We start from the raw sequence: 25401 nt of genomic DNA on the forward strand, positions 1-25401 counted from the left end.
CCTTGAGGCACACCAGCGTTTCCTTCATGCGCTGGCTGCAATCGCGGATCGGCATGGCATACACCCGCGAGTCGGCGCCCAGTTCCGCCGCCGACACCACGCCTACGCCAATCCCCACCACCACCGCCTCGCGCGCGGCTTCGCGGCCTTCCACCTGGATCGCCGGGCGGATGCGCAGCCCGGCCTGGCGCATTTCCTGCTCCAGGGTCTGGCGAGTGACCGAGCCGATTTCCCGTAGCACCAATGGTGTGTCGTCCAGGTCGGCCAGGCAGATGGATTCTCTCCCGGCCCATGGATGGTTGCGCGCCACAAAGGCGAGTAGCTGCTCATCGGGCAACGGCAACGACAGCAGGCGTTCATCGTCGACATCGCGCCCCAGCAGGGCCAAGTCGGCCTGGTAGTTGTACAGGCGAAACAGCGATTCGTCGGTGTTGCCGGTTTCGATCTTGACGCTGATGCCTGGGTACAGCTGGCAGAAGCGCGCGATCTGCGGCAACACATGCACGGGCGCGTCCACGGCCAGGGTAAGGGTGCCGGTGAGCAGGGCGCGGGAGTCTTGCAACAGCTCTTCGGCTTCGGCCTCGATCACAAACAGACGCTGGGTGATGCCGAGCAGGCGCTCGCCCAGATCGGTGAGGCGCACGGCGCGTTTGTTGCGGTGAAACAGCAGCACGCCGAAGCGCTCTTCGAGCTTGCGCACCTGGTCGGAAATCGCCGGCTGCGTCAGGAACAGGCGTTCAGCAGCCTGAGTGAAACTGCCGTGGACGGCCACGGCATGGAAGGCTTTGAGCTGTGCGTGGGAAACCGACATCGCAGATCCTCTTACAAGCTGAACTTATAGGTGAAATACGATAAATCGATTTTACCTATTAGTCAGCCATTGCTTTTATACCCCCCAGTCGCTGACGGTTGAGTCCTACAACCTCGGTGGCCATGGGTTCTGCCAAGCCGGACCCATCTGACCAATGCCGCGCTATCCACGGCCCGGCATTGCAGTGCTCAACCATAAAAACAACAGGCATTTGCTTCTCGATCCTGCCGGCACACTCACCTGAGGTCAGAACCACTATGAATATCCAAACGGGTAGCATCAAGCGTTGGCGCGTGCAGATTTTTGCCATCACCTGGCTGGCGTACGCCGCGTTCTATTTCACGCGCAAAGCATTTTCGGTGGCCAAGCTGGGCATCGTTGATGACCCAAGCTTCCCCCTCGACAAAATGATGATGGCCAACCTCGATGGCCTGTACCTGGCGGCCTACGCTGTGGGGCAGTTCACCTGGGGCATGCTGGCCGACCGCTTCGGGCCACGGGTGGTGGTGCTGGGCGGGTTGTTGATTTCTGCCGCAGCGGCGTTGGTGATGGGCACCTTTGCCACCTTGCCGATCTTTATCAGTTGCATGTTGATCCAGGGGCTGGCGCAGTCCACCGGCTGGTCGGGGCTGTGCAAGAACCTCGGCAGTTTCTTCCCGGCGCAGCAACGCGGGCGGGTGTTGGGGTTGTGGAGTTCGTGCTATGCCTTTGGTGGCCTGGTGGCATCGCCCTTTGCCGGCTGGTGGGCCTACACGCTGATCGGCACATGGCACGCGGCGTTTATTTCCAGTGCGGCAGTGGTGGCGGTGGTGGCTGTGCTGTTCTTTATCTTCCAGCGCAATACACCGCAGGATGTCGGCTTGCCGGCCGTTGAGCCGGAGCCCGTCGTGGCGGGTGAGGCGCAGCGCGTCAGTGTGCTGGAACCGCTGCGCGCGATATTGCGTAATCGCACGGTGCTGACCTTGGGCCTGGCGTACTTCCTGCTAAAACCGGCGCGTTACGCGATCCTGTTGTGGGGGCCGGTGATTGTTTATGAGCAAATGCCCTCGGTGGGCAAGGTCGGCGCGGCCATCGTGCCCACGGCTTTCGAGCTGGCCGGGCTGCTGGGGCCGATCATGATCGGGCTGGCGTCCGACAAGCTCTTCGGCGCCCGGCGCATGCCGGCCTGTGTGCTCAGCCTGCTGGCGCTGACCGTGGCCCTGGCGTTGTTCATGGGCGCGCTGCACACCGGCAGCGTGATGCTGGTGATGGCTCTGCTGTTTGTGATGGGCCTGACCCTGTACGGGCCGGACTCGATGATCAGCAGCACGGCGGCTATCGACTTCGGCACCGCCAAGGCCGGCGCCACGGCGGCAGGCTTTGTGAACGGGTGTGGTTCGGTGGGGGCGATCCTTGGCGGGCTGCTGCCGGGCTACTTCGATACGGTCACGGTGTTTATCGTATTTGCCGGCGCGGCGTTGTTTTCTTCGCTGGTGCTGATGCCTTACTGGAACGCCCGGCCCACCGTGCTGGCCCAGGTCGGCGACTTTGTGCCAGAGCGCAACGTCACGATCAAACCCTTGCGCACCTGAAGCAGCTGGCCGGTTTTTTGGTGGATTAGAGTGTTTTTGCGCTATAAACTCTGCCCCCAAAGCGCCGGCCAGTAGACGTTTCGGCGCGATGGATAGAAGAGAGTGAGTCATGGGCGCACAGTGGAAAGTCAAACATAAAGAAGCGGCATCCAATGCCAAGGGCAAGATCTTCGGCAAATTGGTGAAAGAAATCACCATCGCCGCCCGCAACGGCGCCGACACCGCGACCAACGCCCACCTGCGTTTGGTGGTAGAACAGGCCAAAAAGGCCTCGATGCCCAAGGAAACCCTGGAACGCGCGATCAAGAAGGGCGCCGGTCTGCTCGGCGAAACCGTGCAGTACCACCGCGTGACCTATGAAGGTTTTGCCCCGCACCAGGTGCCGTTGATCGTTGAATGCGTGACCGATAACATCAACCGTACCGTGGCGGAAATCCGCGTGGCGTTCCGTAAGGGCCAGCTTGGCGCTTCCGGTTCCGTGGCGTGGGATTTCAACCACGTAGGCCTGATCGAAGCCTCGCCGGACAGCCCGGATGCTGACCCGGAAATGGCCGCTATTGAAGCGGGTGCGCAGGATTTTGAAGACGGTGAAGAAGAAGGCAGCACCTTGTTCATCACCGAAACCACCGACCTCGACGCGGTGCAAAAAGCACTGCCGGAGCAGGGTTTCACGGTGTTGTCGGCCAAGCTGGGCTACCTCTCGAAGAACCCGGTAAGCGGTTTGACCGATGAGCAGATGGCTGAAGTCGAAGCCTTCCTGGAAGGGTTGGACAACCATGATGACGTGCAGGATATGTTTGTCGGGTTGGCTGGCTGATTTATAGCTGAATAAAGGCAGGCAAAAATGTGGGAGCTGGGTTGCCTGCTGTGGCGGTTTGTTGGTGTACATATCCGTTGTTGTGGTGATGGCTACTTAGGGTTCCGCCCTGACGGCGGGTCACTTTTGTAAAGACCGGAATGCCGGCCCAGACAAAAGTAACCAAAAAGTCTTCGCCCCACCACTCGGTGCCTCGCCTAGGCTCGGCATGCCCTCACTCCGGCTTGAATCCGTGGGCCGCCGCGATGGGCCATCCTTGGCCCAGCGCGGCTAACCCGGCGTCCTGCCGGGTTACCCACGGATTCAAGCCTGCGTTCGGCCATCGTGGTTAACGGGGCGTCTCAGATCAAGATCAAAATCTACAGCACGGCGGCCTGAAAGCCGACCTGAGTGGTTGAAGCAAGAGCCAGATCAAGTGCAAAGCAACAGCCTGTCTACCTGATGCAACTGGGTCTAAATGTGGGAGCGGGCTTGCTCGCGAATGCGGTGGGTCAGTTGATTCATCTGTCACTGGCCCACCGCATTCGCGAGCAAGCCCGCTCCCACAGTTGACCGCATGCGGTTCTGAATATGAGGTCGGCTGTGGATTTGCATGCACTGAATATCTGCTTTTCTGTGGGAGCTGGCTTGTCGAATCGTCGCACCGCTGCGATGCAGGCACCTCGGTACATCAGGCACACCGAGTTGATGCCATCGCAGGCAAGCCAGCTCCCACATTGTTTAGTGGTGTGGCAGAGACCCCAGCAGCGCTTCGATTTCTTCAAAGCTCGGGCGGGCCAATACATCGGGCTGGCAGCAGCTGTTTTGCAGCGCCATCAGCGCTGCATTATCGAAGCCATCGTCTACCCGCTCCAACAACTCCCCCAGCAACACCCCGAACGCACGCACTTCAATGCGTCGCAACGCCCTGGTTTCCAGGGTGTCCGTCGTTGCATGGAACGACGCCCCGCCAAAGTCCCCGAGCAAGCAGTCGCCCGCCGCATTCCACAGGATATTGTGGCCGTACAGGTCGCCGTGGGTGATGCCGTGCCGGTGCAGATGCGCCGCCACCGAGGCGATGCCGCGTGCCATGCGCAACGCCACTTCAGCACTAAAGCGCGTGCCCGGCGCGTAGATATCGCGGGTGCATGACGCCAGGCTCGGCAAGGCCGCGAGGTTGCGGTAACTCGGGTCGATCAGGTCCATCACCAGGGCTGCCTGGTCATCCGGGTGGCCAACCACGCGCCCCTCGACCTTGATCAGGTTCGGGTGCAGCCCGGCGGCGATGCAGGCCTGCATTTCATGCAGCGGCGAGCCGTCGCTGGTGATCGTGCCTTTGTAGAGTTTGACCGCGACCGGCAACGCTGGCGGCTTCCACAACGCCTTGCGGATGATCCCCGAAGCGCCTTCGCCCAACACCTCGCCCAGTTCCAGTTCAGCCCAAGGGATATTCGGCGTTACATCATCGCCCGCCACGTCAACGGCCATTTCCACCGGGTTACCGGCATAGGCCAGCCAGGTCAGGCTCGGCAGCGTCAGCAACCATGGCGGCAGTTGGGTGAAGCGGTTGGAGGCGATGCGCAGCAGCTCGAGGTTTTTACAGTTGACCAGGCTATGCGGCAGGTCCGTCAGGTGGTTGCCGGCCAGCATCAGCTTTTGCAGCAGTGGCCGCTCGCCCAGCTCGCTGGGCAACTGGCTGATGCAGTTATCGGTGAGGATCAGCCAGCGTAATTGTGGCGGCAAGGCGGCGGCGGGTACGTGGCTGATCTGGTTGGCTTTGAAGCCGATCATGCTCAGGTTGTCGCATTGGCCCAGGCAGGCGGGCAGCTCAGTGAAGGCGTTGTCCGAGCAGAACAGCACGCGCAGGTGCTTCAGCCGATGCAGGTCGTCGGGCAGGCTGCTCAGGGCATTGCCGGTGAGGTTGAGGATTTCCAGGCTGTCGGCCAGCGCGAAGATTTCCGACGGGAATTCGGTCAGCCCGCAAGACAGGTCCAGGCGTGTAATACCGGCCAATTGGCCAGCCTTGAGTTGGGCGAGGGTATTCATGAACGGCGCGGTCACTCGGCAAGGTGGGCGTAAAAGGCGCTCATGATACCGGGTCGGGCGCGGGTTGCGGGCACACCGTGTGTAATTGGTTCAGCCGGCTGGCGGTGCGGGCAAGGTCGATGGCCTGGCCTTCTAGGGCGCGCGCCAAGGGTTGCTGGCCGATCAGGGTCAGGTGTTTGTCCTGGTCGTAGAGCACGTCCACCAGGTTGATAAAGCGCTGTTGCACGGCGATCGGGCAGTCGGCCAAGAAGGGCAGGCCGTCGATGATCCAGTGGTCGAAATCCTCGCACAGCAACAGGTAATCCATCACGGCGGTGAGCTGTTCACACAGGTCGTTGAAGGTGAACACGATGCTGCGCGCCTGATGGCTGCGGCAGAGCAATTGGCGCTTGCCGACCGTCAAGGTCTGCGCCGGGCCAGGTGTGGCGGGCAGCCCGAGGGCGTCGCGCTGGGCGGCGTTACCCGGCCAGACATACTGGCCACCGCTGAAACGCTGCTCGGCATGGGCCTGGGGCAAGCTGCGAAAATCTTCGGGCGAGCTGACTTCCAGCACCTGCATGCGCGTGGCGATCAAGTCGATCACCGGCTTGAAGCGCTCGTGGTACAGCGGGTTGGGCAGCAGGCCCTCGGGGGCGTAATTGGAGGTCACCAGCACCAGCACGCCACGCTGGAACAAGGCTTGGAACAGGCGGCTGATGAGCATGGCATCGCCGATATCGTGGACGTGGAATTCGTCGAAACACAGCACCCGACAATCGGCCAGCAGCGCGTCCAGGGTCACGCCCAGCGCGTCGTGCTGTTCACGGTGCTGGAACATGCCTTGGTGCAGGCGGGTAAAAAATGTGTGGAAGTGCACGCGTTGCTTTTGCGCAATCGGCAGCGCCTGGAAAAACCCATCGAGCAGCCAGCTTTTACCACGCCCCACCGGGCCATGCAGGTACAGGCCGCGCGTGGGCTGGCCGGCGAGCAGGTGCCGGGTCTCGCAGGCGAGCGCGGCAATCGCCTGGGTTTGGCCGGCGCTGAGGGTATAGCCCTGGTCGCGGGCCTTGTTTTCAAAGAACGCCGGGATAGGCGAGGCGCTGGTCAACGCGGTTTTTTTACCCAGCAGACGCTGAATCAGGGATAGCACAGCCAATGCACGTCACTCTGTCTTTCGGTGGTTGCCCACTTTAGGGCGCTCACGTCGATTTGACCAATACAGAACGGCGCCCCCAGCTATCTCGAAAAGGCATGTTACGCCCGCCATCGGGCTGAGACTGGCAGTTTCGCCCTTTGTGGCTAACCTCTTACAGAGCAGTCACCCCTGTACAAGGATTTGGGGCAGTGAAGGGACGAGGCGTTTTGGCAGTCATGGGCACGATGCTCTGCAGTACGGTTTACGCTGCGCAACTCCAGGTGGAGGTGCGCATCGACGTGCAGCGGGGCTGCCAGTTGGTGGGCACTACCCGCAGTGCTGGCATCGAGCAACTTGGCGTATTGGATTTTGGCAGCGGCCCGCGTCTGGATGACCCGGCCGGGCCCCTGAGTGCGGCCCTGATCAGCCAGCGCCAGCCGCGCCTTGAGTGTAACCCCGACACCCCTTACCAACTGCGCGTTGACGGCGGCCTGCATGGCGGCACCGGCGAAGTGCGCTACCTGAGTGCTGCGACACCTTCGAGCAAACCGATTCCCTACCGTATTTATGCCGACGCGGCGCGGCGTATTCCCTTGCCGGTCAACGAACCGCTGAGTGGGCGCGTGCCGGACTCCGGCAGTGTCGACCTGCCGCTGTATGGGCGCATTGAGCCGCTCAAGGCCATTCCGGCGGTCGGTCGCTACACCGACCTGCTCAAGGTCACCGTCACATGGTAAGCCGCGGCTGGGCCCTGGTGGCCATGGGCGGGCTGTTGCTGCTGGCCGATGACGCCCAGGCGGCCGTCGCCGGGCAGATCCACGCACGGCTGGTGATTACCGCCAGTTGCCAGGTGAGTAAAGACATCGAGAGTGCGCCGGTGAGCCCCGCCGGCGGTAGCGCGTTACTGGATTTCGGCACCCAGGGCCCGACGTGGAGCAACCCCTTGGGCGCGGGCGTTACCGACGGCAGCAAGGCGCCGCTGTCGGTGTCCTGCAACCCCTCGGTGGTCAGCAGCTTCACCGTGACCATCGACGGCGGCGCCCACGGTGACGGCACTACAAGGCGCCTGAGTAACGGGCGCCAGACCATTCCCTATCAACTCTCGGCTGACCCGCTCGGCCGGCGCAGCTACAGCATTGGCGAGCAACGCAATTTCGTCGTGACCAAGGGCACACAAGTACCGATCCCGGTATTCGGCTCGGTGGTGGCGAATACCAGGGCCTTACCGGCCGGCATCTACACAGACACCCTGACGGTGACTCTGGATTGGTAAACCATGAGGATGGACATCATGCATGCACTTATAGCGAAGGCGGTTTTTCCATTGATGGCGTTGGTGTGGGTGTCGGGCGCACAGGCGGCGACGGTGGCCGGTACGGTCAGCGCCACCCTGGTGCTCACCAGCAGCTGCCAGGTCAACGGCGCCGCAGCCACTGGCGGGATGAGCTTCGGTAACTTGAACTTCGGTACCGCCAACAGCCTGTTCACCGAAGCCGACGGCCAGGTGTTGGGCGGCGGTGGCGGGGCGTTGTCGATCCTGTGTTCGGCGGGTACGTCACCGACGTTGACGGTGTCTGCCGGTGCCCACGACGGCCAGTCCGTGGGCGGTGGCCGCGCGCTGTATGACGGGGTGGCCAACTACGTGCCGTATGACCTCTACACCGACAGCGGCCACTCAACGCTGCTGGCCATCGGCGGAGTGATCAACCTGGCGCCGAGCACCGGCGTGGCCCAGGCCGTGAATATCTACGGCAAGGCCAATGGCAAGGCGGGCTTACCGGCCGGTACTTACACCGACACGGTTAACGTGACCCTGACGTTCTAAGTGCCATGGGCCGGTCAGGATGGGCAGCGTTGGCGGTGTGCATCGGCTGGGGAATGCCGCTGTCGCTGTTGGCGGTGACCAGCCAGTCGTTCCAGGTCAGCGCGACGATCACGCCAGGGTGCCTGGTGGTCGGCGGCGCCAGCAATTACGGCAGTCTGGTATTCGGCACCTATTCGGCGTTGGCCACCAGCACGGCGTCTGTCGCGCTGACCGGCGGCGTGACACTGCAATGCACGCCGGGTGTGGCGCTGAGCATGAGTGTCGATGGCGGTTTGCATAACAACAGCGGGCGGCGGATGCAGCTCAATAGCGGCACTGCCCAAGTGGCTTATCAATTGTTTCGGGACGCGGCATTCAGCCAGAGCCTGGGCATCAGCCAAAGCGTGAGCGTGGCCTACAGCAACGCCAATAACATCACCTTGCCGATTTATGGGCGAGTGCAATTACCGGGTAACCAGCCTGGGGGGACGTACAGCGACACGTTGCAGGTGCAGCTGTCGTGGTAAGGCTTTCGGTATAAGGAGTGAGATCTATGTGTGCAGCTTCCCGGCACGGGTGGGCAGCGGGTTTGAGCGGGTTGTTGATGTTGGCGGCGGGGCAGGTCCAGGCGGCCAGTTCGGTGCTGATCTGGCCAATCGACCCGGTGCTGGAGGCCGACCAACAGGCCAGCGCGCTGTGGCTGGAGAACCGCGGCACCGAGACCGCCAACCTGCAGATCCGCGTGTTTGCCTGGACCCAGAGCGGTTTTGACGAGCAATACCAGAACCAGCGCGATGTGATTGGCAGCCCGCCGGTGGCGAAAATCGAGCCGGGGCAAAAGCAGTTGGTGCGCCTGACCCGAACCAAAGAGGTGCCGCCAGGCCAGGAGCTGGCCTATCGCATCATCATCGATGAGATCCCTTCGGCCACGCCGCCGCCGGCCCCGGCGGATGGCAAGACCGCCGCTGCTATCCGCTTCCAGATGCGCTATTCGGTGCCGTTGTTTGCCTACGGCCCGGGCCTGTGGAGCAAGGTTGACGGCACCCGAGACCGCGATCCGAAAACCGCCGGCAAGCCGGATCTGAGCTGGAAAAAAGTCAGCGTGGGCGGGCGCAATTACGTCGAGATGCGCAACCAGGGCGCCGTGCATGCGCGCCTCACCGATGCCACGTTCAAGCAGGGCGGCCAGCCGCGGCCCTTGGTGGAAGGCTTGATGGGCTATGTGCTGCCGGGCGCGACCATGCGCTGGCCGGTGCCGGCCGGTTTGCCGGCCGATCAGCCGTTGCAGGTGCGCATCAATGGGGCAACGCAAGTGGAGAATCTCGCGCCGGGACGCTGACTCAGTGTGGCAGGGCATGGAGTAGGCCCTGGTGTTAACAACGGATGGAGATGTCCATTGATGGACACAAAGCCTTGGTGAGCCAGGATCGGGCTCGATGTCTATGGCGATCGGTGTGGGTGGTGGGGGGCTTGTCTGGCTTGGTGCTGGCGCCGCCGGGCTTCGCCGCGCCGTTGCCGCCCCCGCCCAGCAGTATGGAGGCTGTTGCCGATGCGCAGTTGTTCCTGGAACTGGTGGTCAACCAGATGGACACCGGCCGCGTGGTCGCCGTCAATCAGCGGGCCGGGCAGCTGTTCTTGCCGGCGTCGGTGCTGCAGGAGGTTGGCGTGAAGTTGCCAGGCGACGTGCCGGTCGAGGTTGCACTGGAGAGCTTTCCCGGCCTGCACACCGATTACGACAGCCAGGGCCAACGCCTGATACTGAGCGTGCCGCCGGCCTGGCTGCCGGAGCAATTTATCGGCAACCGCAACAACTACCCACGCACCCAGGCACTGACCAGTTTCGGCGCATTGCTCAACTATGACGCCTACCTGAACGACACCGACGATGCGGGCACCTACCTCGGTATCTTCAACGAAGTGCGGCTATTCGATACCTGGGGCACGTTGTCCAACACCGGCCAATACCGCACCACCATTGGCCGGGAAACCGCCGGCAGTAGCCTGGACAATGGCTATCGACGCTATGACACCACTTGGCGATTCTCTGACGATGAACGCCTGTTGACCTATGAAGCGGGCGATGTGATCAGCGGCGCCTTGCCCTGGAGCACCTCGGTGCGCCTGGGCGGTGTGCAACTGTCGCGCGACTTTGGCGTGCGCCCGGATCTGGTCACCTACCCGCTGCCGCAGTTTGCCGGGGAGGCGGCGGTGCCGTCGTCGGTGGACCTGTTTATCAATGGCTATAAATCCAGCAGTGCCGACCTGCAGCCGGGGCCGTACACCCTGACCAACGTGCCGTTTATCAACGGTGCCGGCGAGGCGGTGGTGGTCACCACCGATGCACTGGGCCGCCAGGTGTCGACCACGGTGCCGTTCTATGTCACCAGTACCCTGCTGCAAAAGGGCTTGTCGGACTTCTCGGTGGCGGCGGGTAATTTGCGTCGCGACTACACTTTGCGCGATTTTGGCTATGGCCCTGGCGTGGCCAGCGGCACCTTTCGCTATGGGGTTTCCGACGCGTTTACCCTCGAAAGCCATGCCGAAGCTTCCAATGACCTGACCCTGGGCGGTGTCGGCGGCAACCTGCGGGTCGGTAACTTTGGCGTGCTCAATACCGCCGTCAGCCAAAGCCAGTACGACGGCCGGACTGGCCAGCAATTGAGCCTGGGCTACCAATACAGCAACCAGCGCTACAGCCTGTCGTATCAACGAGTCGAGCGCCGCGAGCAATACGCCGACCTGAGCCTGATCGATACGCCTTACGCCAGCCTCAGCAAGCGCAGCCAGCAGGCAACAGTGAGCCTGAACCTGAATAACTTCGGCAGCCTGGGCGTCGGCTATTTCGATGTGCAGGCGGCCGATGATTCGCGCACCCGTCTGGTGAACCTGACCTGGAGTAAGCCGCTGTGGCGCAACAGCAGTTTTTACCTGTCGGCCAACCATGAAGTGGGCGACAGCAGTTGGGCAGTGCAGGCGCAGGTGGTGGTGCCGTTCGACGTGTACGGCAGCCTCAGCGTGGGCACCGAGCGCAGTAAAACCGGCGAGAGCCTGCAGCGGGTCAACTACAGCCGAGCCGTGCCGGCCGAAGGCGGCGTGGGCTTTAACCTGGGCTATGCCAGCGGTGATGGGCCGGCTTATCGCCAGGCCGACCTGACCTGGCGCCTGCAGTCGGTGCAATTGCAGGCCGGCGTGTACGGCAGCAGCGACGCCGAAACCCGTTGGGCCGACGCCAGTGGCTCGCTCGTGTGGATGGACAATCAAGTGTTCGCCGCCAACCGCGTCAACGATGCGTTTGTGGTGGTGAGCACCGACGGCGTCAGTGGTGTGCCGGTGCGCTACGAGAACCAGGTGGTGGGCGAAACCGATCGCAACGGCCACTTGCTGGTGCCGTGGACCAGTGCTTACTACCGCGCCAAATATGAGATCGACCCACTGAACCTGCCATCCAACGTGCAGGTGCCCAACGTCGAGCAACGGGTGGCCGTGCGTCGTGGCAGTGGCTACTTGCTGGAATTCCCGGTGCGCCAGGTGATCGCGGCGAGCATCACCTTGGTCGACGCCCAGCACCAGGACTTGCCCCTGGGCAGCCAGGTGCGGCACGAGCAAAGCGGCGCGCAGGCGGTGGTGGGGTGGGACGGCCTGGTGTACCTGGAAAACCTGGCGGCCCATAACACCTTGCAAGTCACCTTGGGTAACGGCCAGACCTGCCAGGCAACGTTTGAGCTGGATACCACCCAGGCCCAGGTGCCACTGATCGGGCCACTGGTGTGCCAATGAAATAAGGAGTGTGCGTGTGCGGGTCAAGGAATGGCTGTTGCGGGGCGTGTTGCTGGCGGGCCTGGGCGTGTCGGCGCAGGTGCAGGCCGTGTGCTCGGTGGTGGCCACGGTACCGGCCAGCTTTGGCACCACGGTGAGTTCGATGACCGTGCGCACCACCTCCCAGCCCAGTTCGACCACCAACGCCGGCTTGAGCTGCACGCCTGCGGTATTGTCGGTACTGACCTCCAATGACCATTTTTATGCGACTGTCAGCGGTTCGCCCCAAGGGGGGCTGGTGGGGCCGACCGGTGATGTCATTAACTATACGATCTATGCCAACAACACCACGGCGTTCCCAATGACACGCGGCACCGCCTTCGATTTTGGCGGCAGCGGCGGCATTGCCGCCTCCCTTGGCCTGGTGTTCGGGCCGGGCACCAAAGTCGTGCCGCTGTACTTCGCCACCACCCTAGGCAGCAACGTGGCGTCGGGAGTGTACAGCGAAACCCTGAGTATTTTCTGGAACTGGAACTATTGCTCGGGCATTGGCATTGGCGGGATCTGCCTGGGCCGTGAGATCAACAACGGCACCACTACACTGACGGTGAGCATGACGGTGGTCAACGACTGCCAGATCACCACGCCACCGATTGCCTTTGGCAGCGCGCCGGTGGTCAGCGCCTTTGCCACCGTCAACGGCCAGGCCAGTGTGGCCTGCACCAAGGGCAGCGCCTACACCGTCGGCCTCAGCGATGGGCAGAATCCGGTGAGCGTGGGCGGGCGGCGGCGGATGATTTCCGGCAGTAACTTTCTCGCCTACGACATCTTCATGAGTGCCGGCACTACGCGCTGGGGCAGTGTGGGCGCAGCGCGACGGGCCAGCTCCTCGGCCGAGATCAACCCCGGCAACGGCCTGGGCACCGGCAGCCAGGTGTTCAACTACAACGCCAGGATCTACACCGACCAAACCACGCCGCCGGGCGGCACCTACATTGATAATGTGGTGCTGGATGTGGGCTTCTAGTACAGGTACGCGCGGTCAAAATGTGGGAGCGGGCTTGCTCGCGAATGCGGTGGGTCAGTCAATTCATCTGTCACTGATAGACCGCATTCGCGAGCAAGCCCGCTCCCACAAAAACCTGTCTTGATCGTCTAGAACTTCAGCAGGTGCGTAGCCGGCTGGTCCACCGGGCTGACCATCGCATAGTTGTATCCGCCACCGGACCAGTAATCGGCCTGCAACCCGTCGGCGCTGCGGCTGCCACGCGGCAGGAAGCCGTTTTCCGGTCCCGGCGGGCGGATATAGAAGCTGATGCGATGGCCTTGCTGATCCTCATACAACACCATCGCTGCCGCACCTTGCTCAGTGGTGAGCAGGCGCCCGCTCACCGGCTTGAAACCGGCCTTGCTCAAATCGGGCAGGCGATGGGCCTGGTTGAAATAGCGATCAAGCCACGCCTGCATAGTGCCGCCATCGTCGGCGCTGAAGTCGGCGGGCATGATGCCGTCCTGGGCAAACAGGCGGAACGCCTGCATAGCATCGGCCATCGGCAACATCGGTGGCTGGGTCGCTTCGCGGGCGTGCCAACCGCCAAGGCCGCCGAGGCAGACCGCGATCAGCAGTACGGCGGCGCTGGCCAGGTGGCGGCGCGATTGATGCCGAAGGCGTTGGCGAATCAGCGCCGGGTCGAGGCCGGGGTTGGCCGGTTGCTGCAACGTCCCGCTCAAGGCCGCGCGCAGGGCGTGTGCATCCTGTTGCCAGGCATGCACCTGGGCGGCTATTTCAGGGTGGGCAGCCAACCAGGTTTCAAGCACGCGACGGTCGCTCTCCGGCAGTTGGTGATCGACGTAGGCATGCAAATCGCGTTCGCTGGGGGGCAGGCTGATCATTTGAGTATCCGCAGGGCAGGGCTGGTAATTTCGCCTTCGCTGAGTTGCCGCAAGGCTTGGCGCGCACGGGACAGGCGCGACATCACGGTGCCCACCGGCACCGCCAGGATCTCGGCGACTTCCTTGTAACTTAACCCTTCGACCGACACCCACAGCAGCAGTGCCCGTTGCTCGGTGTTGAGTTGGTCGAAGGCGCGCAGGGTCGATTGGGCCATCACCGTGCGCTCCACCGAGGGTTGCGTATCGTCACGGCCGGTAAAGAATTCAAGCATGCGTGCATAACGCCGGCTGCGCCGGTGGGCGTCGAGGAACTGGCGGTAGAGGATCGAGAACAGCCAGGCACGCAGGTCGCCTTCCAGGCGTTTGTCGGCCCAACTGATGATCGCGCGTTCGAGCGTGGACTGCACCAAGTCGTCGGCGCTGCTGGTGTTACGCGTCAAGGACACGGCAAAGCGTCGCAGCCTGGGGATGAGTTCACGTAACGGTTCGTCGAGCTCGTGCATGGGCGTGAATTCTGGTCGGTTGTGCAGAGGAAGACGCCAGACAACGTAGCTTATTCCATCAAGGGCTGTAAGAAATTTGGGCCTTCCTGTAGGGGTTATCTGCTCTGTATACGGACCTGTAATACCGTTTCCACCGCTCAATCAATCCATGTAACCGCCGCGAACACTTTCGCGCAGTTCATTGATGAGGGTGTGTGCATGACATTTTCTCCGACCGACAAACAGTTCTTTTCCCGAGCCGCTCTGGCCCATTTGCCTGCCGCCCAACGTGTGGTGTTTGAGCAATGGGGCTGTGGTATTTGGGCCAAGCCTGCCTATGGCAGTGTGCACCTGGCGATCGAAACGCAAGCGGCGTTGACGCCCCAGGCAATCGCTGCAGTGTGGGCGGGACAGCGTATCAGTTACGAACAACTCAACCGTCAAGCCAACCGATTGGCCGCGCGTCTGATTAAGCTGGGCGTTAAGCGCGGTGACACAGTGGGGCTGTTTGTCGAGCGTTCGATCGCCATGCTGGTAGGGCTTCTGGCGGTGTTGAAAACTGGAGCTGCGTATGTGCCTCAAGACGCCAGAATCGTGCCGACCGTGCAATTGGGCATGGTGCTGGAGTCGTTGACCAGTCCCGTGATTCTGACCTTGTCGAACCTGGCCGATCGCCTGCCGGCCGATGCGGCCCCGCGCAGCCTGTGCCTGGACAGTTTCCTCGCCGAAGAGCCCTTTATCGCCGAGGACAACGCCCCTGTAGTCGCTGCCGGCGACACCGATGACCTTTGCTTCGTGCTGTTCACTTCCGGCACGACCGGGCGGCCCAACGGCGTGTGTGTCAGCCACCGCAACGTATGCAACATCTTGCTCACGCAGCCGGGACAGATGGGCATGGCACCGGGCCGTAACGTGGGGCAAATCCTCAACATCGGCTTTGATATGGCGGCCTGGGAAATCCTCGGTTGCCTGGCCCATGGGGCGACTTTGCTGATTCGTGATAAGGACATTGCGCAAACCGCTGCGCAATGCCACGTGCTGATCGCCACCCCCTCGATACTGGCGAACCTTGACCCCACGCAATGTCCTGACCTCCAAGTGGTCGCCGTCGCGGGAGAGCCCTGTTCCCAGGTACTGGCCGACCGTTGGGCCGAGCAATGCACCTTCTACAACGGCTGCGGGCCTACCGAAACCACCATCGTCAACACGTTGCACCGGCATGTGCCCGGCACGTTGTTGACCATCGGCAAACCGACTCCGAATAACACCGTGTATGTGCTCGACGAACACGGCCGTGCCTGTGAACTGGGTGAAACCGGTGAAATGTGGGCCGGCGGCGTCGGGGTAACGGTCGGTTACTTGAACAATACCGCGCTGACCCAGGAGCGCTATCGCCCGGACCCTTTTATGGGAGGGGACGCCATGATGTTTCGCACACGGGACCTGGGGCGCTGGACGGCAGACGGTCAACTGGAACACTTGGGGCGCGTCGATGATCAGGTGAAAGTGCGTGGCTTTCGTGTGGAACTGGACGCTGTATCCACAGCCCTGGAAGCTGGCGATGGCTGCATGCGGGCGGTCACATTGAAGTTGGACACCCGCACCCTGGTGGCTTTCGTCTCGCCTGCCAGTGCGAATGTTCAATCGTGCCGAGCCCGTTGCCAGGAGCGCCTGGCTTACTACTGCGTGCCGACATCCATCTACGCGGTGGAGCATTTTCCGCTGACCGCCAGGGGCAAGATCGACAAAGCTGTGCTGCTGCAGCAGGCCGTCGCAGCCGAGGTGGCCCAGCATGATTGATGCATTGACCCGTACCGTTGTGCCGCCCAAGCCGGCACTGTGGCGTCGCTGGAGCTCATTGCCAGCGTTTTCCTACTACAACCGCCTGGCAGCACTGGTGTTGATGGTTAATGCGGTGTTTGCGCTGCTGGCTGTCGATTTCCATGGCGTTACGGTTGAAACGCTTTCGAATCTGGTGTTGATCAACCTGTCGTTGGCCATCCTGATTCGCCAGCAATACCTGGTCAATGCGCTGTTTTGGCTGGCCACCCGCGTGCCTGTCACCTGGCCATTGCGCGTGCGCCGCAGTGCGGCCAAGGTCTACCATTTTGGCGGGTTGCACAGTGGCGCGGCCCTGGCGGCTACGGCCTGGTTCATGGCGATGGTCGGTATTCAGGTTGCACGTTATCTGCGTCAGCCCGACAGCGTGTCGTTAGCCTGGATGTGGCTTACTGGTGTGTTGCTCGGCCTGCTGCTGTTGATGGTGATCATGGCGCAGCCGTGGATTCGCAACCGATTTCACAATGGCTTCGAGCGAGTCCATCGGTTCGCCGGCTGGAGCGCGCTGCTGTTGTTCTGGGCACTGACGTTACTGGCGTCCAGCGAAACTTCAACCCGCCTGTTACACAGTGGGTCATTCTGGATGCTGGTGCTGTTGACGCTGAGCATCGTCTTGCCGTGGTTGCGCCTGCGCAAGGTCGCCGTTGAACATATCCGGCCTTCCGGGCATGCGGTCATTACGCGCTTCAGCCACACCACGCCCTTCGCGGGGTCCTCAACTGCGATCAGCCGCCACCCTCTGCTGGAGTGGCACTCATTTGCCAATATCCCCGCGCCGGGCGAGGCGGGGTTTCGCCTGATCATTTCCCGCGCCGGTGACTGGACCGGGCGCTTCATCGAAGACTTGCCCAGCCACGTCTGGGTCAAGGGCATCACCACGGCGGGCGTCGCCAATGTCGAAACTCTGTTCAAGTCAGTGGTGTACATCGCCACCGGCAGCGGTATCGGCCCGGTCATGCCGCATTTGCTCGCCGCCCAGGTGCCGATCCAGTTGATCTGGTCCACCCGCAGCCCGCGCAAGACCTATGGCGATGAGCTGGTCGACGAAATCCTGCGGGCGCAACCTGGAGCATTGATCTGGGACACCGATGAACGGGGCAAGCCGGACCTGGTGCAGTTGGCCTATGGCGCTGTGCAAACCTTCGGTGTGGAAGCGGTGATCTGTATTGCCAACCAAGCGTTGACCCAGCGTGTGGTGCACGAGATGGAAGCCCGCGGCATACCCGCGTATGGCGCGATATGGGATTCCTGACACCGCGACATTGAGGCTCGAAATTAATCAGCAGAGGTGTTTATGAATGTAGTAGTAGAACGTCATGACCGGGTAGTGCTGGTCAGGCTTAATCGCCCGCAGGTCAAGAATGCGCTGAGTTCGGCACTGATGACGGAGTTGATCAGCCGTCTGGAGGCACTGGACCAAGACCCGCAGATCGGCTGTTTTGTTATCACCGGTACGTCCGACTATTTTGCTGCCGGGGCCGATATCAAGGAGATGAGCGCCAAGTCTTACCTGGACATGCTTAACGAGGACTATTTCGTCGGCTGGGAAGCCTTTACCCGCCTGCGCACGCCAACGATTGCTGCTGTTGGCGGCTACGCGTTTGGCGGCGGTTGTGAGCTGGCGATGATGTGCGACATGATTTTTGCCGCCGATACGGCGACGTTTGCCCAGCCGGAAATCAAGCTGGGGGTTATCCCCGGCATGGGCGCGACCCAGCGCTTGACCGGGCTGATCGGCAAGGCCAAGACCATGGACATGGTGTTGACCGGTCGGCCGATGACGGCTCAAGAGGCGGAACAGGCGGGGTTGGTGGCACGTGTGTACCCGACGGCCGATTTGTTGGCGCAGACACTGCTGGTGGCTGCGCAGATCGCCGGGTTCTCGCGTACCGCCACGCGGGCGGCGCGGGAGGCGGTTGAGCAAGCCTTGGAACTTGGGCTACACGATGGCGTGCGCCTGGAGCGCCGGCTGTTTCACCAGTTGTTCGCGACGCCTGATCAGCAGGAGGGCATGCAGGCATTTTTGAACAAACGCCCGGCAGTGTTCAACGCGGTGTAAAAGAGCGCTCGGCTCGCGGCGCATCTGCTCTGAAAAAAACTACAGTGACGAGGGAATAGACCTACGTGGGATTCGTCTCATAGTTCATTTTCCCTGCGGCCACGTGCCCTGGAGTTTTTCATGGTAGATCACTCATCGCCGCCACGTACGCCCCTCAGTACCGCCAGTTTGTTAGTCAGGCTGGCGTGTATTGGCGGTGTAGTGGCTGTCGTTGCCGGGGCGTTCGCCTACGTCAATGGCACGCTTGACCCACAGCGCCTGCGTCCCAAAACCCTGGTCAATGCCTTGGAAACCAATAACGGTGTACACCCTGGGTTTCGGCGTAACCATGCCAAGGGCGTGTGTGTGGCCGGTTACTTCGAGAGCAGCCCGGAGGCGCGCGCTTACTCCAGTGCCCAGGTGTTCAGCGCGGCGAAAACCCCGGTAATCGGTCGATTCGCCTTGCCCAGCGGCAACCCTTACGCGCCGGACAGCAGTGTGCCGATCCGCAGTTTCGCCTTGCAGTTCAGCCAGGCCAATGGCCAGCAATGGCGCACGGGGATGAACAGCATGCCGGTGTTCCCGGTGGGCACGCCTGAGGCGTTTTACCAGATGCTCAAGGCCGGCGCACCCGAGCCGGCCACCGGCAAGCCGAACCCGGCCAGTATGCCGGCGTTTTTTGCCGCGCACCCCGAGACGGCGCCGTTCCTGGCGTGGGTCAAGACCGCCAAGCCCTCGGCCAGTTACGCGACCGAAACCTACAACGGCATCAATGCCTTTTACCTGGTAAATGCCGATGGCCAGCGCCAGGCGGTGCGTTGGGGCGTAGTGCCACAAAGCCAGGATGCGGCGGGAGATACTGCGCCATCCGGGGCGGATTTCCTCGAAAAAGACTTGGTACAGCGCTTGGCGGCAGGCCCGCTGCGTTGGCAATTGAGCATGACCCTGGCCAACCCCGGCGACCCGCTGGACGACGCCAGTAAAGCCTGGACCGGCGAGCACAAGGTGCTCAACGCCGGTACCCTGGTGCTGCAAAGCAGCCAGCCGCAAGCTGACGGCGATTGCCGCGATATCAACTTTGACCCGCTGATTCTTCCCAGTGGTATCCAAGCCTCCAATGACCCGCTGCTGGCTGCACGTTCGGCCGCCTATGCCAGTTCTTATGTACGCCGCGCTGGCGAAGTCAGCCCGCTGCACAGTGCCCCTCAGGAGTCGAAGCCATGAATGCCCAACCACGGTTCTTCGCGCCGCTGGCGCGCTTGCTGCATTGGCTGATGGCGCTGATGGTGATTGCCATGTTGTTTATCGGCGCGGGCATGGCGGCATCGGTATCGGAGCGCCACGAGTGGCTGATTCACCTGCACAAGCCGCTGGGTATCGCGATTCTGGCGTTGGTGATCGTGCGACTGGTGGTGCGCTTTTCCACCCGGCAACCGCCGCTGCCGGTTGACCTGCCGCTGTGGCAAGTGCTGGCGGCCAAGGCGTCCCACGTAGTGTTGTATGCGTTGATGCTGGTATTGCCGCTGCTGGGCTGGGCGATGATTTCAGCGGCCGGTGACCCGGTGATGCTCAGCAGTTCGGTGCAGTTGCCGGCATTGGTATCCGCCAATGCACCGTTATTTGCGCTGCTGCGCAAGGCCCATGGCTACCTGGCCTACCTGTTGTTTCTGACGGTGCTGTTGCACCTGGCGGCGGCGTTGTTCCACGGACTGATTCGCCGTGATGGTGTGCTGCAAAGCATGACCGGCACCAAAGGCTGATGCCGGGGGCAGGGCGGGTCAGCGCAGGGTGGTGACGATATGTGCCACGCTGCTTAACACGTCCTTGCCCAGTTGTTTGGAGCGCTCACCGGACCAACCGGTTTTCAGGTTGGGGGCGTCGTCGTTGTCCTTGAAAGGCATCTCCAGGGTCAGCGACAGGCAGTCGTACTGCTGGCCAACAGCATTGCAGGCCAGGGTCATGTTGGCTTCGCCCGGCAGGTCGCGGGTGTAGCCGTGGGTGGTCTGGAAGTCGCGGGTCAGGCCGCTCAAATGGCTGCGGAAGGTTTTTTCCAGTGCTTCGATACGCGGCGTGTAGCCGGGGTTGCCTTCGCAGCCAGCGGTGAATACGTAGGGGATTTCTTCATCGCCATGGATATCGAGAAACAGGTCGACGCCGTATTTCTCCATCTGCTGCTGGGCGAACAGCACTTCCGGGGTGAGCGCCTCGCTGGCGTTCTGCCAGGCGCGGTTGAGGTCCTGGCCCATGGCATTGGTGCGCAGGTGCCCATGGAAGGCGCCATCGGGGTTCATGTTGGGTATCAGGTACAGGTCGGACACGGCCAGGAGTTTTTTCAGCTCAGCATCACCGTCCTGTTGCAGGCGCTCGATGACGCCTTCCATAAACCATTCAGCCATGTGTTCGCCGGGATGCTGCTGGGCGATGATCCACACCTTGCGCTGGCCTTCGCCACCTTTGCCGCGGCGTAGCAATTGGATATCACGGCCCTCGGCGCTTTTGCCGGTGGCGAGCAGTTGGGTACCGGCGCGGCTCAACGCCTGTTCGATCAGCCAGTCGTGACGCTCACGGCTGTAAGGTTCGAAGTAGGCGAACCAGGCTTGCTTCTCGCGGGTCTCCAGGCTGATATGCAAGGTATCGCCATCAAAGCGCGTGGGCACACGGAACCAGTTGACGTGGTCGTAGGACGCCACGGCGTTGTAGCCGCTCCAGGCGTTTTTATACGACGAATGGCTGGCGTTGCTCAGGCGGAAGGTGTGGGTATGGCCCACATGCATGCCTTCGGCCTTGAAGTGAAACCATTGGAAGTGTGCGCTGCGGGTATCGGGTTTGATCGCCAGCAACAACTGGTAAGCGTCGCTGGCATCCAGGACCTGGATATTGCCGCTGTCGAAGTCGGTGCTGATCTTGATAGAGGTCAAGGCCACTGTCATGGTCTGGCTGCCTGCGTATGATTGTTGTGGCGGATATCTTACACAGGAGAGAGGCAAAATCTTGGTGCAAAATTGTTGCACGGGGGAAGGGGGCGTCGTCCTTGACGCCGCAGCAGCTTAGAATCTATGAGATTGATTCTCAAGCGCTATTTCGCAAAGATCCGGGCTAGAGCGTTCGATCGGCTTTCTTTTGGCGATGCTCTTTTGCTACCATGCGCGCCATCAAGCAACACACAGTCTTCATTAGCCTGAAGCCACGCCAGAAAAACTGGCAAAAAAAAGACCCGGCCAAAGAGCCGGGTCAAAAACCGTGATTAGCCTGATGAGGAGATATTCCAAGAGTCCGACCTAAGGTCCCTTGGTCTATCGACTGATCTCGCGATCAGCTGGGTCCAATAATAATCATTATCATTTGCAAGTCAAATGTTTTTATCCCTGGGATAGAAATATTTTTCTTTCGTGCCTGTCAGGCGTTCGCCTGGGCAGCGGGCACGTGCAATGCCTGCTCCACCATCGCTTTGGCCATATCAATCAAATACACCACCGAAAAGGCCAGGTCGCGCTGATTGCCTTGCCGGCTACTTGCCGATTCGTAAGCGGCAGCCGCCGCACTGCGTAGCAGGTCCGATGCGTGCACCAGGGCGTCTTCCTGGCTGATGCCGGGCCGGATGTCAAAAAAAGCCGGGTCTGGCGTGGGTGCCGATACATCTTCTTTCAAGTAATAATCGAGTGCCCGTTGTGCGGCGCCACTGCTGCGCAGCGTCAGCAGTTCGTCGGTTTCGGGCGTGCTGGGCAGGTGATTCGGGAGGGTCATCATGAGGGCGATTACTCTGTCTGGACGTTGAAAACCTGCACCTGATAGTAATACGAATCGTATTTATGTCATTTGATGGATTACTACAAACTGTTTATTGTCGTGGCCACTGCGCAACGTATCGTCACGCCCATGGATAACTGGATAGCGTTGGTCAAAGCCAACATGAAAGACCGCAAGGTCACGCAGGATGAACTGGCCGAACGCTTGGGCATGTCCCAGGGCGGCGTCGGCCATTGGCTCAATAAGCGTCGTGTGCCAAGCCTGGCGGACATGAACCGGGTGCTGGCCGAGCTGGGGCTCGGCTACCTGGAAGTCGCGCTGGAGATTCGCGAAAAGGCCGACGAAACGCCAGTGCTGGAAAAACACTACAACCCGTACTTCCGCTACCCGGTCAGCGACTGGAAGGGCGTCTGCGAAATCCGCGAAGAGCGCCCCGCTTACGGCGCGGCACGTTTCGAACTGACCGATTACCACGCCCAGGGTGAAGCCTTCTGGCTGCCCGTAACGGGCGATGCCATGACCGCGCCCAGCGGGCTGAGCATTGGTGCGGGCATGATGATCCTGGTGGACCCGGCCATCGAACCCGAACCCGGCAAGCTGGTGGTCGCGCAATGGCCCGACAGCACCCAGGCGACCTTTCGCCAATTGATCGAAGAGAGCGGCCAGCTTTACCTGGTGCCGCTCAACCCGACTTATCCCAAACAGCGGTTCACCGACGCGTGCCGAATCCTCGGAGTGGTGGTGCAAGCCACGGCGAAGTTCTAGCCCGCGGCTTCCAGCTCTACCAGAGCGCTGCCTTCGGCGACCATTTCGCCTTCCTGGCAAAACAGCGCCTTGACCACCCCGGCCAGGGGCGCGCGGATGCTGTGCTCCATCTTCATGGCCTCCAGCACCACCAGTTGAGTGCCGGCCTCGACGCTCTGGCCCACATCCACCAGCACCCGCACGATGCTGCCGTTCATCGGCGCCGTGAGGCCGCCTTGAGTAGTCTGGTTGGCCTCGACCGCAGCAATCGGGTCAAACAGGCTGACGGCCTGCATCTGGCCGTCCCAGCGCAGGTACAGAATGCCTTCGCTGCGCACCGCCAGATGCGTGCGGCGTACGCCCTGGTGTTCGATCAGCAATTGATCGCCACGCAACTGCGCGACGCCGCCCTGCAACGTCACCAGCCGGTCCTGCCCGGCGCAGCTCAAATGCAACGATACTTGCGCAGGCAACCCGGCACGAAAACCTCGGGTATCCGCCCACGGGCCATCACCGGCGGGTTGGCTCTGTATAAACGCCGCACCCGCCGCCTGCCAGAACTCATCGCTTAAAGCACCGGGCGCTGGCAGCAGCTCATCCTGATAGCGCGGGATAAACCCGGTATCGAGTTCAGCCGCCGCAAACGCCGGATGGCCGATGATGCGCCGCAAAAAACCGAGGTTGGTCTTGAGCCCGCCTACTGCGAACTCGTCGAGCATACTTACCAGGCGCAGGCGTGCCTGTTCGCGGTCTTCGCCCCAGGCGATCAGCTTGCCGAGCATCGGGTCATAGAAGGGCGAAACGTTGTCGCCTTGCTCTACACCGCTGTCGACGCGACGGCCCGGCCCCGGCGAAGATTCTCGGTACAGCGCCAGGTGGCCGGTGGCCGGCAGGAAATCATTGGCCGGGTCTTCGGCGTACAAGCGCACTTCAATCGCATGGCCGATCAACGGCACCTGATCCTGGGTGATCGGCAGCGGCTCGCCCTGAGCCACACGAATCTGCCACGCGACCAGATCAAGGCCGGTAATCGCCTCGGTCACCGGATGTTCCACCTGCAGCCGCGTGTTCATCTCCATGAAGAAGAACTCGCCACGCGCGTCCAGCAGGAACTCCACGGTGCCAGCGCCCACATAGCCAATTGCCTGGGCCGCACGCACGGCCGCCTCACCCATGGCCTTACGCTGCTCGGCACTCAAGCCCGGTGCGGGGGCTTCTTCCACCACCTTTTGATGGCGACGTTGAATGGAGCAGTCGCGCTCATTGAGGTACAGGCAATGGCCGTGCTGGTCGGCAAACACCTGAATCTCCACGTGGCGTGGTTTGAGCAGGTATTTCTCCACCAGCATCTGCCCATTGCCGAAGGACGACAGTGCTTCACGCTGGGCCGAAGCCAAGGCTTCGGCCAACTGGCTAACCTCCTCGACCACCTTCATACCCTTGCCGCCGCCGCCGGCCGTGGCCTTGAGCAGCACCGGGTAGCCGATGCGTTCGCAGGCGTCGCGGAAGGTTTCCAGGTCTTGGGCTTCACCGTGATAACCCGGCACCAGCGGCACCCCGGCGGTTTCCATCAACGCCTTGGCCGCAGATTTGCTGCCCATGGCATCGATGGCCGAGGCGGGCGGGCCGAGGAAAACAAGGCCAGCGGCTTCAATCGCACGGGCAAAGCCGGCGTTCTCCGACAGAAAGCCGTAACCCGGATGGATCGCCTGCGCGCCACTGGCGTGGGCGGCGGCGATCAGTTTGTCGATTTGCAGGTAACTGTCGGTGGCCTTGCTGCCCCCCAGGTCGACCCGAATATCGGCCTCGCGGCTATGGCGCGCATCGCGGTCGGTGGCGCTGTGGACCGCCACGGTGGTCAGGCCCATCGCTTTGGCGGTGCGCATCACTCGGCAAGCGATTTCGCCGCGGTTGGCCACCAGCACAGTGGTCAGTGTGCTCATGAACGTGGCTCCTGCGCTTGCCAACTGGGCGGGCGTTTTTGCAGGAACGCGCGCAAGCCTTCCTGGCCCTCGGCGCTCACGCGAATTCGCGCGATGGCATTTTCGCAATACCGACGCAGTGCCGGGGTGAGGGCGCCGTTGCCGACTTCACGCAGCAAATCCTTGCTGGCGCGCATGGCCGCCGGGCTGTTTTGCAACAGGTTGGCGATCCATAGTTCCACTTGCGCATCCAACTCGGTGGCCGGGTAACTTTCCGCCAGCAGGCCGATTTCGCGCGCACGCTGGCCGCCAAAACGCTCGGCCGTCAGCGCATAGCGCCGCGCGGCACGCTCGCCGATGGCCTGCACCACGAACGGGCTGATCACCGCCGGGGCCAGGCCGATGCGCACTTCCGACAGGCAGAACTGCGCGTCATCGGCGCCAATGGCCATGTCGCAGCAACTGATCAAGCCCAGCGCGCCGCCGTAAGCTGCGCCTTGCACCACCGCCAGGGTCGGGATTTTCAACTTGGCCAGGTTGTACATCAATTCGGCCAGTTCGCGGGCGTCGTCCAGGTTGGTGTGGTAATCCAGCTCAGCCGACTGTTGCATCCAGGCCAGGTCTGCGCCGGCGCTGAAGTGCTTGCCGCGTGCGCGCAGCAGCAGAAACCGCAGGGACGCATCGGCCTGCACATGGTCTAGGGCGATGATCAGTTCGCGGATCATCTGCGCATTGAACGCGTTGTTCTTGGCTTCACGACTGAGCCACAGCGTGGCGAAACCACGGCTGTCGGTGACCAGTTCGAGGGTGTTGAAATCGCTCATGGGTACAGCTCCAT

24 protein-coding genes are annotated in these 25401 nt (G+C 61.9%); 15 read left to right on the forward strand and 9 right to left on the reverse strand.

What is annotated here, in order from left to right:
- The coding region (locus K0H48_RS08980) for a LysR substrate-binding domain-containing protein (RefSeq protein WP_219267199.1) at positions 1-811 on the reverse strand (811 nt) is incomplete at its 3' end.
- 257 nt (positions 812-1068) lie between these two features.
- Here K0H48_RS08980 and K0H48_RS08985 point away from each other — a divergent pair.
- Complete coding sequence (locus tag K0H48_RS08985; RefSeq protein ID WP_219267200.1) at positions 1069-2382, forward strand: MFS transporter; 1314 nt, start codon at positions 1069-1071, stop codon at positions 2380-2382.
- A gap of 109 nt (positions 2383-2491) precedes the next feature.
- Complete coding sequence (locus K0H48_RS08990; protein WP_083357900.1) at positions 2492-3199, forward strand: YebC/PmpR family DNA-binding transcriptional regulator; 708 nt, start codon at positions 2492-2494, stop codon at positions 3197-3199.
- 720 nt (positions 3200-3919) lie between these two features.
- Here K0H48_RS08990 and K0H48_RS08995 read toward each other — a convergent pair.
- The gene (locus tag K0H48_RS08995; protein ID WP_219267201.1) at positions 3920-5224 is read right to left on the reverse strand and encodes a leucine-rich repeat-containing protein kinase family protein; all 1305 of its coding nucleotides are present in this window, start codon (positions 5222-5224) and stop codon (positions 3920-3922) included.
- Positions 5225-5264: 40 nt separating this feature from the next.
- Positions 5265-6359, reverse strand: a complete 1095-nt coding sequence (gene zapE / locus K0H48_RS09000; protein ID WP_219267202.1) for a cell division protein ZapE — start codon at positions 6357-6359, stop codon at positions 5265-5267.
- A gap of 224 nt (positions 6360-6583) precedes the next feature.
- Here zapE and K0H48_RS09005 point away from each other — a divergent pair, with 224 nt between their 5' ends.
- From K0H48_RS09005 to K0H48_RS09035, 7 genes are read left to right on the forward strand one after another with little or no spacing between them, the layout of a single operon-like run.
- Positions 6584-7075 (forward strand): spore coat U domain-containing protein, encoded by a 492-nt coding sequence (locus tag K0H48_RS09005; protein ID WP_219267226.1) that lies wholly within the window; start codon positions 6584-6586, stop codon positions 7073-7075.
- Complete coding sequence (locus K0H48_RS09010) at positions 7069-7611, forward strand: spore coat U domain-containing protein (protein ID WP_219267203.1); 543 nt, start codon at positions 7069-7071, stop codon at positions 7609-7611. Before K0H48_RS09005 ends, K0H48_RS09010 begins: the two co-directional genes overlap by 7 nt.
- A gap of 18 nt (positions 7612-7629) precedes the next feature.
- Entirely contained in the window at positions 7630-8163 is a 534-nt protein-coding gene (locus K0H48_RS09015; RefSeq protein WP_219267204.1) for a spore coat U domain-containing protein, read from the forward strand.
- A gap of 5 nt (positions 8164-8168) precedes the next feature.
- Positions 8169-8669 carry a spore coat U domain-containing protein gene (locus K0H48_RS09020; protein ID WP_219267205.1) on the forward strand — a complete coding sequence of 167 codons (501 nt, stop codon included), beginning with the start codon at positions 8169-8171 and terminating at the stop codon, positions 8667-8669.
- A 26-nt stretch (positions 8670-8695) separates the two neighbouring features.
- Positions 8696-9481: a molecular chaperone gene (locus tag K0H48_RS09025; protein WP_219267206.1), complete on the forward strand. Its 786-nt coding sequence runs from the start codon at positions 8696-8698 to the stop codon at positions 9479-9481.
- 44 nt (positions 9482-9525) lie between these two features.
- Positions 9526-11919 (forward strand): fimbria/pilus outer membrane usher protein, encoded by a 2394-nt coding sequence (locus K0H48_RS09030; RefSeq protein ID WP_219267207.1) that lies wholly within the window; start codon positions 9526-9528, stop codon positions 11917-11919.
- A 34-nt stretch (positions 11920-11953) separates the two neighbouring features.
- Positions 11954-12925 (forward strand): spore coat U domain-containing protein, encoded by a 972-nt coding sequence (locus K0H48_RS09035; RefSeq protein WP_138815389.1) that lies wholly within the window; start codon positions 11954-11956, stop codon positions 12923-12925.
- Between the two features lie 128 nt (positions 12926-13053).
- Here the strand turns inward: K0H48_RS09035 and K0H48_RS09040 are convergent, their stop codons facing one another.
- On the reverse strand, positions 13054-13791 hold the full coding sequence (locus tag K0H48_RS09040) for an anti-sigma factor (protein WP_219267208.1): 738 nt from the start codon (positions 13789-13791) through the stop codon (positions 13054-13056).
- Entirely contained in the window at positions 13788-14294 is a 507-nt protein-coding gene (locus K0H48_RS09045) for a sigma-70 family RNA polymerase sigma factor (RefSeq protein WP_219267209.1), read from the reverse strand. Before K0H48_RS09045 ends, K0H48_RS09040 begins: the two co-directional genes overlap by 4 nt.
- 198 nt (positions 14295-14492) lie before the next feature.
- Here K0H48_RS09045 and K0H48_RS09050 point away from each other — a divergent pair, with 198 nt between their 5' ends.
- The 5 genes from K0H48_RS09050 (at position 14493) to K0H48_RS09070 (ending at position 19910) form a co-directional block, all read left to right on the forward strand.
- Positions 14493-16073 (forward strand): amino acid adenylation domain-containing protein, encoded by a 1581-nt coding sequence (locus K0H48_RS09050; RefSeq protein ID WP_219267210.1) that lies wholly within the window; start codon positions 14493-14495, stop codon positions 16071-16073.
- Positions 16066-17364 (forward strand): hypothetical protein, encoded by a 1299-nt coding sequence (locus tag K0H48_RS09055; protein WP_219267211.1) that lies wholly within the window; start codon positions 16066-16068, stop codon positions 17362-17364. The genes K0H48_RS09050 and K0H48_RS09055 overlap by 8 nt, the downstream gene beginning before the upstream one ends.
- Positions 17365-17406: 42 nt before the next feature.
- Positions 17407-18171: an enoyl-CoA hydratase-related protein gene (locus K0H48_RS09060; protein ID WP_219267212.1), complete on the forward strand. Its 765-nt coding sequence runs from the start codon at positions 17407-17409 to the stop codon at positions 18169-18171.
- Positions 18172-18291: 120 nt separating this feature from the next.
- Positions 18292-19374, forward strand: coding sequence for a catalase family peroxidase (locus K0H48_RS09065; RefSeq protein WP_219267213.1), 1083 nt, complete (start codon positions 18292-18294; stop codon positions 19372-19374).
- Complete coding sequence (locus K0H48_RS09070) at positions 19371-19910, forward strand: cytochrome b (RefSeq protein ID WP_219267214.1); 540 nt, start codon at positions 19371-19373, stop codon at positions 19908-19910. The genes K0H48_RS09065 and K0H48_RS09070 overlap by 4 nt, the downstream gene beginning before the upstream one ends.
- An 18-nt stretch (positions 19911-19928) precedes the next feature.
- Here K0H48_RS09070 and K0H48_RS09075 read toward each other — a convergent pair whose 3' ends face one another.
- On the reverse strand, positions 19929-21080 hold the full coding sequence (locus K0H48_RS09075; RefSeq protein WP_219267215.1) for a M14-type cytosolic carboxypeptidase: 1152 nt from the start codon (positions 21078-21080) through the stop codon (positions 19929-19931).
- Positions 21081-21546: 466 nt separating this feature from the next.
- Positions 21547-21897, reverse strand: coding sequence for a DUF3077 domain-containing protein (locus tag K0H48_RS09080; RefSeq protein WP_219267216.1), 351 nt, complete (start codon positions 21895-21897; stop codon positions 21547-21549).
- Between the two features lie 129 nt (positions 21898-22026).
- On the opposite strand from K0H48_RS09080, the gene K0H48_RS09085 reads away from it, so the two are divergent.
- Positions 22027-22662 (forward strand): LexA family transcriptional regulator, encoded by a 636-nt coding sequence (locus tag K0H48_RS09085; RefSeq protein WP_219267227.1) that lies wholly within the window; start codon positions 22027-22029, stop codon positions 22660-22662.
- Here K0H48_RS09085 and K0H48_RS09090 read toward each other — a convergent pair.
- Both K0H48_RS09090 and K0H48_RS09095 read right to left on the reverse strand, forming a co-directional pair.
- On the reverse strand, positions 22659-24584 hold the full coding sequence (locus K0H48_RS09090) for an acetyl/propionyl/methylcrotonyl-CoA carboxylase subunit alpha (RefSeq protein WP_219267217.1): 1926 nt from the start codon (positions 24582-24584) through the stop codon (positions 22659-22661). The genes K0H48_RS09085 and K0H48_RS09090 overlap by 4 nt on opposite strands.
- The gene (locus tag K0H48_RS09095; protein ID WP_219267218.1) at positions 24581-25387 is read right to left on the reverse strand and encodes a gamma-carboxygeranoyl-CoA hydratase; all 807 of its coding nucleotides are present in this window, start codon (positions 25385-25387) and stop codon (positions 24581-24583) included. The genes K0H48_RS09090 and K0H48_RS09095 overlap by 4 nt, the downstream gene beginning before the upstream one ends.
- Positions 25388-25401 lie beyond the last annotated feature (14 nt).

The organism is Pseudomonas sp. Xaverov 259 (assembly GCF_019352915.1).
In the GTDB taxonomy this organism is placed as follows: Bacteria; Pseudomonadota; Gammaproteobacteria; order Pseudomonadales; family Pseudomonadaceae; genus Aquipseudomonas.

Coding starts and splice junctions, on each gene's coding strand:
- K0H48_RS09040 (WP_219267208.1), bottom strand. CDS start 13,791: ATGATCAGCCTGCCCCCCAGCGAACGCGATTTGCATGCCTACGTCGAT.
- K0H48_RS09070 (WP_219267214.1), top strand. CDS start 19,371: ATGAATGCCCAACCACGGTTCTTCGCGCCGCTGGCGCGCTTGCTGCAT.
- K0H48_RS09020 (WP_219267205.1), top strand. CDS start 8,169: ATGGGCCGGTCAGGATGGGCAGCGTTGGCGGTGTGCATCGGCTGGGGA.
- K0H48_RS09045 (WP_219267209.1), bottom strand. CDS start 14,294: ATGCACGAGCTCGACGAACCGTTACGTGAACTCATCCCCAGGCTGCGA.
- K0H48_RS09090 (WP_219267217.1), bottom strand. CDS start 24,584: ATGAGCACACTGACCACTGTGCTGGTGGCCAACCGCGGCGAAATCGCT.
- K0H48_RS09015 (WP_219267204.1), top strand. CDS start 7,630: ATGCATGCACTTATAGCGAAGGCGGTTTTTCCATTGATGGCGTTGGTG.
- K0H48_RS08995 (WP_219267201.1), bottom strand. CDS start 5,224: ATGAATACCCTCGCCCAACTCAAGGCTGGCCAATTGGCCGGTATTACA.
- K0H48_RS09075 (WP_219267215.1), bottom strand. CDS start 21,080: ATGACAGTGGCCTTGACCTCTATCAAGATCAGCACCGACTTCGACAGC.
- K0H48_RS08985 (WP_219267200.1), top strand. CDS start 1,069: ATGAATATCCAAACGGGTAGCATCAAGCGTTGGCGCGTGCAGATTTTT.
- K0H48_RS09055 (WP_219267211.1), top strand. CDS start 16,066: ATGATTGATGCATTGACCCGTACCGTTGTGCCGCCCAAGCCGGCACTG.
- K0H48_RS09030 (WP_219267207.1), top strand. CDS start 9,526: ATGGAGATGTCCATTGATGGACACAAAGCCTTGGTGAGCCAGGATCGG.
- K0H48_RS09025 (WP_219267206.1), top strand. CDS start 8,696: ATGTGTGCAGCTTCCCGGCACGGGTGGGCAGCGGGTTTGAGCGGGTTG.
- K0H48_RS09060 (WP_219267212.1), top strand. CDS start 17,407: ATGAATGTAGTAGTAGAACGTCATGACCGGGTAGTGCTGGTCAGGCTT.
- K0H48_RS09095 (WP_219267218.1), bottom strand. CDS start 25,387: ATGAGCGATTTCAACACCCTCGAACTGGTCACCGACAGCCGTGGTTTC.
- K0H48_RS09010 (WP_219267203.1), top strand. CDS start 7,069: ATGGTAAGCCGCGGCTGGGCCCTGGTGGCCATGGGCGGGCTGTTGCTG.
- K0H48_RS09005 (WP_219267226.1), top strand. CDS start 6,584: ATGCTCTGCAGTACGGTTTACGCTGCGCAACTCCAGGTGGAGGTGCGC.
- K0H48_RS09085 (WP_219267227.1), top strand. CDS start 22,027: ATGGATAACTGGATAGCGTTGGTCAAAGCCAACATGAAAGACCGCAAG.
- K0H48_RS09080 (WP_219267216.1), bottom strand. CDS start 21,897: ATGATGACCCTCCCGAATCACCTGCCCAGCACGCCCGAAACCGACGAA.
- K0H48_RS08990 (WP_083357900.1), top strand. CDS start 2,492: ATGGGCGCACAGTGGAAAGTCAAACATAAAGAAGCGGCATCCAATGCC.
- K0H48_RS09050 (WP_219267210.1), top strand. CDS start 14,493: ATGACATTTTCTCCGACCGACAAACAGTTCTTTTCCCGAGCCGCTCTG.
- K0H48_RS09065 (WP_219267213.1), top strand. CDS start 18,292: ATGGTAGATCACTCATCGCCGCCACGTACGCCCCTCAGTACCGCCAGT.